General features: G+C 46.4%; 7 protein-coding genes and 1 pseudogene. 5 read left to right on the top strand and 3 right to left on the bottom strand.

Annotated elements, in window-relative coordinates:
* The 5 genes from B3W37_RS03485 to B3W37_RS03465 form a co-directional block, all read left to right on the top strand.
* Nucleotides 1–227 (top strand): FAD-dependent oxidoreductase (locus B3W37_RS03485; RefSeq protein ID WP_483174800.1); only part of this gene is annotated, 227 nt, incomplete at its 5' end.
* Between the two features lie 263 nt (nt 228–490).
* A complete protein-coding gene (locus B3W37_RS03480) occupies nt 491–1,081 on the top strand; it encodes a DUF6431 domain-containing protein (protein ID WP_483174799.1) in 591 nt (196 codons plus the stop codon).
* Between the two features lie 95 nt (nt 1,082–1,176).
* Nucleotides 1,177–2,460, top strand: a complete 1,284-nt coding sequence (locus B3W37_RS03475) for a DDE-type integrase/transposase/recombinase (protein ID WP_483174797.1) — start codon at nt 1,177–1,179, stop codon at nt 2,458–2,460.
* Complete coding sequence (locus B3W37_RS03470; RefSeq protein ID WP_483174796.1) at nt 2,453–3,256, top strand: ExeA family protein; 804 nt, start codon at nt 2,453–2,455, stop codon at nt 3,254–3,256. The genes B3W37_RS03475 and B3W37_RS03470 overlap by 8 nt, the downstream gene beginning before the upstream one ends.
* 10 nt (nt 3,257–3,266) lie before the next feature.
* A complete protein-coding gene (locus B3W37_RS03465; protein ID WP_483174795.1) occupies nt 3,267–3,602 on the top strand; it encodes a DUF6618 family protein in 336 nt (111 codons plus the stop codon).
* 178 nt (nt 3,603–3,780) lie between these two features.
* Here the strand turns inward: B3W37_RS03465 and B3W37_RS03460 are convergent, their stop codons facing one another.
* From B3W37_RS03460 to B3W37_RS03450, 3 genes and pseudogenes are all read right to left on the bottom strand, one after another.
* Nucleotides 3,781–3,996, bottom strand: a complete 216-nt coding sequence (locus B3W37_RS03460) for a DUF2922 domain-containing protein (RefSeq protein WP_483174794.1) — start codon at nt 3,994–3,996, stop codon at nt 3,781–3,783.
* A gap of 76 nt (nt 3,997–4,072) precedes the next feature.
* Nucleotides 4,073–4,297, bottom strand: a complete 225-nt coding sequence (locus B3W37_RS03455; RefSeq protein ID WP_483174793.1) for a DUF1659 domain-containing protein — start codon at nt 4,295–4,297, stop codon at nt 4,073–4,075.
* A gap of 371 nt (nt 4,298–4,668) precedes the next feature.
* Nucleotides 4,669–4,980: pseudogene (locus tag B3W37_RS03450) on the bottom strand (IS110 family RNA-guided transposase); the annotation flags it as partial.

Here is a 4,980-nt window from a genome sequence, read left to right as displayed (position 1 = left end):
CCGATTATCCAAGTGGAAATATCCCCTTTGACCCTGAAATTTACAAACTGGCAGCGCAAAGGGCGGTATTGGAAGCCGGTGCAGCTCTGTTGCTCCATTCCTATGTTTCAGACTGTGTTGTGGAATCGAATCGGATCACCGGAATTATGACTGAGAATAAATCCGGACGGCAGATGCTGAAAGCAAAATACTTCATAGATTGTACAGGGTGTAGTGCTTCATTTTAAATTCTACTAAATCAGCAAACAAACAGCAAATTGATTTCTGTTTGCTTAATACATATCAGTTATTTGTATGCCGTAATATACGGCACTTTTTTATCAGTAAGTATTGACCTTTGTACATTATATACCGTATAGTTATCCGTATATGAAAAAAGAGAAAGAGTGTACGCCCACGACAGCTGCCTCTTTCTCTCTTTTGCCCATGCGCCTTAAGGAGCATGGATCAACCAGAGGGATAACCCCCTGATGTACTGAGGTACACTACTATGATAAGAGGTTTTGGACTGTTATGCAAGCTAAATTTAAAAAATCTGTCTGCTGAGGACCTATTCAACAAATATATGGCTGAGTTCAGACCCGGGGAACACAGCTGCCCATGGTGCAGTACAAAAGATCCTGATTGGAAAAAGCATGCCGTATATGGCCGCTGGCTGATTTCTTTTGAAAATGGAGCCGCAATAACATACCGTATTGAGATTACAAGATACAAGTGTTCCTCTTGTGGGCATACTCATGCCATACTGCCGGAATCGATCATCCCTTATCAATCCTACAGCTTTCTTTTCATTCTTGCAGTAGTGAGAGATTATTACACCCGTTTCCTTACAGTAGAAGGTATATGCGCCAAATATGGCATCTGTGTTTCTACTCTCTACTCATGGAAGGAGCTTTTCCTCAGGCACAAGAAGATATGGCTGGGCCTCCTGGAGGATGCATATACCTCATCGCTGGAGTTCCTGGACTCCTTTTATGATAGGAACTTTTCGTATGGCCTGAAAGAATTTTTTCAGTTAGCGGGTGTTTCTTTTCTGCAAGGCTCATCCCACGTAAGAAAGGCATATTCTGCTCCAGGATGACTTGCCCACGTTTTTGTATTTGCCCATTCACATAACATCGGAATTCTTTTCCGCTCCCGCCCTTGTTATGATATCTGCTGGAGGTGATATGTGTCATGCAAGACACGTTTAACGACAAATCATACAGCGAGGCAGTAAAAATCGCACATGTACGCTTTGCTGTCATAGCTCCTGTAATCCAGGAGCTGTTTACCGAACCCAGCAAAACGGCTTACTACAAAAAAGTGGCGGAAAGGCCGCTGAAAATGCCGGATGGTAAGGAGGTACGCTTGAACTACAATACGTTTGAAAAATGGGAGGTCCGATACAAAAGGGATGGAATGGATGGTCTCATGCCAAGGCCCCGTTCCGATTCCGGTATGTCCCGTGTTCTTCCGGATACGGCCGTTGCTGAGATATTTCGGCTGAAACAGGAGTTTCCCCGCATCAATGCAACGCTGATCTACACCAGGCTTATTGCCGATGGCTTCATCAAGCAGTCGGAAGTATCCCTCTCCACGGTGCAGCGTTTCATCAAGAAAAACGACCTGAAGTCCGCAAGAAATCCAAACATGAAGGACCGCAAAGCTTTTGAAGAGGAGTTCCCCTGCAGCATGTATCAGGCGGATACCTGTTACAGCATATACATAACAGAGAACGGAGTAAAGAGGAGAACGTATTTGTTTCACATTGTGGATGACCACTCCAGGCTTATCGTTGGCGCACGGTTTTTCTACCACGATAATGCGTATAATTTTCAAGTTGTCCTCAAAGAGGCCATTGCGCGCTGCGGTATTTGCAACAAGCTGTATACCGATCACGGGTCGTCCTACTCCAACGGGCAGCTGACAATGATCCTTGGCTCCCTGGGCATTGTGGAAATCCATGCCCCGGTAAGGGACGGGGCTGCCAAGGCGAAGGTTGAAAGATCATTTCGTACGGTAAAAGATACCTGGCTGAACGGCTTTGACCCCTCTGAGGTGGAGTCGCTGGAGCAACTCAACCGGTTGCTGGCTGACTATGTCAGAGCGCGCAACAATACCGTCAACCGGGATATCGGTGAAACGCCCATGGAGCGTTACTCAAGGCATCTGGACCGTATTCGCTTCCCCAGGAGCCGGGAATGGCTGAATGAATGCTTTATGAATCGCATCATACGAAAAGTGAACAATGATTCTACGGTCTCCATTGACTCGGTTTCCTACGATGTTCCCATGCAGTTTATTCGCATGAAAGTGGAAATCCGCTTCCTTCCCGATGATATGAAAAACGCCTATATCCTTTATGATGGGAAGCGCTATCCCATACGTCCCACCAACAAGGTGGAGAACTCCCGTACAAAGAGAGAAAACGCTTTTTCCATCGACTATTCCATGAACGGAGGTACCAACGATGTATAACCATTTTTACGGCCTTACCTTTAACCCTTTTGATAAATCTTCACCGGTTAAAACAGCATTTCAGTCCAGAGATCATCTTGAAATGCAAAATCGGCTTTCCTTCCTGAAAAGCACAAGGGGGATCGGCCTTTTCACCGCGCCGCCCGGTATGGGGAAGACCTATGCCCTGCGCTGCTTTGCGGAAAGCCTGAACCCAAACCTTTGCCAAATGACCTACACCTGCCTTTCCACCATCAGTGTTACGGAGTTTTACCGACATCTTTGTGTACAGCTGGGTCTTGAACCGGGCAATCGAAAAACGGAAATGTTCAAGGCAATCCAGGACAGGGTCCGTTACCTCATGAAGGAAAAACACAAGACGATCCTCGTGGCGGTTGATGAATGCCAATATCTTGATACCAAGATCCTTCGGGATTTCAAGCTGCTGATGAATCAGGACTATGACTCTTTCGACTGCTTCGCCCTGATTATGATCGGTTTGCCCCACATGAACGGTATTCTGGAAAAGCCGGTGCATGAAGCTTTAAAACAGCGTATTGTTGTTCACTACAATTACTGCGGACTGTCAGTTGACGAAACAGCGGAGTATATCTATTCCCGCATTGAATCTGCCGGCGGCGCCCGCTCTATTATCGATGAAGCTGCTGTTCGCGCTGCTGCCGGCTATTGTCAGGGTGCACCCCGTATTATCAATGCTGCCATGACCAATGCCCTTATGCTCGGCGCGCAGCTTAAAAGGCAAACCATTGACTCTGACACAATTCTGGCCGCCAGCAACAATCTGGCTTTAGGTTAGGGGGGTTAGGATGTATTCTACTCATTCGCTTTTTCCCATACCCTTCCGTTGCCGTGAAAAGATCGGCAGTAAGTACGAAGAGTGGGATGGCTATGTAAAGAGCCTTCGAAACTATGGCGGCCATTATGAAATTCAGATTGAAAGCCGCAGCGGCTTCTTCTTCCTGGTCGGTAAGTATGCCAACGGAAACTTTATCAGTATCCCTGCCTTTGGAGTCGGCTGTGATCTTTCCAACTACAGTGACTACTTTTGGAACAACGAAAACCTGGCCAGGTATCTGAATCCCGTGGATGCTGCCACTGTCGCTGAAGCTCTGCGTACTCTGGATAAAGACAACCGTCTATGATTTAAGCCAAGCCACAATGCTCTGCTCATTGTGGCTTTTCCTTTGCTCCTCTTTCCTGATGACAAAATGCTTTTTTACAGAATTTAAAGCGCAGGCTTGATATTAAAGTGCCTCTATGCTACTATTTCACCGGATAATATTCTGCTGTTTGACCGGATTCCAATTTGCCGCTCAACAATTAGGCAAATTCCACCGCTTCGGTCTGGGTCGTTACGGTCTGTGCGCTTTCGATTGCTGTCACACCGCCGTCCACGGCAAAAAGGTTCTTGCCGATGACCAGGTCCATAGCCGCCTGGAAATCGGCGGGGGCAACGTCGGTTCTGGGGTTGTCAAACGCGATCCGGAACCTTTTGCCCGCTCCGGTTTTAAAGATCATCTCCAATTCCGTCTCCATTCATCTCACCTCCTTCCGTTCGGACCGTTCCTCGTCTATGGATTTCAGGTCCTTCGGTCTGCCGGCTTCCGGTCAACTACGCGTTGACCAGATCGGACTGTTCCACCTTACGGATACCGACTACCGGGTATCCCTGCAGGGCGGTCAACGCGCTTACCACATCATAGATGTCCTGGTCGGGGGCATCCGCTTTGATATTGCTCAAAGACTTTGCCGCGGTAAGCTTTTTGCCGTCCTCGTCCGTGCCAAGGTCAAAACGGATCTGCACCCTGGCGTTCAGCGGTCTGTTCTCCAATGCCATGCTCAACACCTCCTTTCCCGAGTGAATTGTAAGGTGATTTTTTCATTATCAAATCCACCTTACACTATATAGATTTCATCCAGTCCGGGAAAGTGGACACTTGGATTGTCAAACGAAGTCAAAACTGTTGCGCTAAATTAGAAATATATGGTATATTATGAAATTAACCTTTTACAGCGAATTGGGTATAATAGTAGTGAGATTAGCTATTTTAAGCAATAAGAATATTTGATTTCCGACTCATTCTATAATATAATATTTATTAAGATAGCTAGGTTGAAAGAGGTGATAGCTTGAAAAATAACCGAATTACTTGAAAAAAGGGTACACGAAACAAAGGCTTAAAAAGCCCCAAAAAACGGAATATTTGGTTAAGCTACAGTAACGTCAGACTCCTTGATAATGCCCTCGGAAATCAGAAGCTTTTTTGCTTGCTTAATGGCTTTCTCCTTCTGTTTTTCCAGTAGGTTTTGTGGCATATCAATCTTGTATAAATCGCTTGGATTCCACTCTTCACCGGTGACGAACATATGGTAAACGGCGGTAAGGATCATCCTGGCGATGGCGATGATGGCTCTTTTTTTGCCTCTCCTTTTCGCAATGCGTTCGTACTTGACTTTGTAGTAAGGAGACTTATCCGACTTCACGGCTGCATGGGCGACTTGCACCAATGCAGGTTTGAG

The sequence above is a fragment of the Syntrophomonas sp. UBA5494 genome, from assembly GCF_002426325.1.
The sequence above is the reverse complement of the archived record's forward strand: the minus strand, read 5'-3'. Positions and strand labels throughout refer to the sequence as shown.

What these genes read in the sequence shown, in the direction of transcription:
- B3W37_RS03470 (WP_483174796.1), top strand. Translation starts at nt 2,453, where the DNA reads ATGTATAACCATTTTTACGGCCTTACCTTTAACCCTTTTGATAAATCT.
- B3W37_RS03455 (WP_483174793.1), bottom strand. Translation starts at nt 4,297, where the DNA reads ATGGCATTGGAGAACAGACCGCTGAACGCCAGGGTGCAGATCCGTTTT.
- B3W37_RS03480 (WP_483174799.1), top strand. Translation starts at nt 491, where the DNA reads ATGATAAGAGGTTTTGGACTGTTATGCAAGCTAAATTTAAAAAATCTG.
- B3W37_RS03460 (WP_483174794.1), bottom strand. Translation starts at nt 3,996, where the DNA reads ATGGAGACGGAATTGGAGATGATCTTTAAAACCGGAGCGGGCAAAAGG.
- B3W37_RS03475 (WP_483174797.1), top strand. Translation starts at nt 1,177, where the DNA reads ATGCAAGACACGTTTAACGACAAATCATACAGCGAGGCAGTAAAAATC.
- B3W37_RS03465 (WP_483174795.1), top strand. Translation starts at nt 3,267, where the DNA reads ATGTATTCTACTCATTCGCTTTTTCCCATACCCTTCCGTTGCCGTGAA.